Origin of the sequence: Hydrogenovibrio sp. 3SP14C1 (assembly GCF_029625905.1) — a bacterium.
Classification (GTDB): domain Bacteria; phylum Pseudomonadota; class Gammaproteobacteria; order Thiomicrospirales; family Thiomicrospiraceae; genus Hydrogenovibrio.
In genome coordinates, this window is the sequence record NZ_JARTLM010000029.1 from 1 (window position 1) to 396 (window position 396).

Consider the following 396-nt stretch of genomic DNA (forward strand, 5'->3'; position numbering starts at 1 on the left):
GGGTCACCCCATCTTGGTGATGACGGGGCCAATCTTGAAAGCGGCCTTTGCTCAGGCGTTTATTGATTAACCAGAAGCCAGAGCCGTCATAACATAATGCTCTAAGCATGGTTTGACGGCGGTTGGTAAACACAAACAGGGTTCCGCTACGAGGCGACTGTTTTAGCTGATGACGACACAGGGCGGCGAGTCCATCAATACCATAGCGAAAATCGGCTGGTTGAGTCGCAAGCAGGATTTTACTCTCAGCAGTCAGGTGGATCATTTTACTTCTCCTGCTTCTTGTATCAGAGCTCGCAATAAGTCAGGAGAGACAAGGCCGCTGATACGGATCTGACTTGAATTAGGAAGAGTGAGCTGAAGGCTCAGGTCTGATTTAGGTAGTAAATCAGGCTC

1 protein-coding gene is annotated in these 396 nt (G+C 49.2%); it reads right to left on the bottom strand.

Annotation, left to right across the window (positions count from 1 at the left end):
- Window positions 1-265: IS66 family insertion sequence element accessory protein TnpB (tnpB, locus tag P8629_RS11500; protein ID WP_278166271.1), on the bottom strand; the 265-nt coding region annotated here is incomplete at its 3' end.
- Between the last annotated feature and the right edge of the window lie 131 nt (window positions 266-396).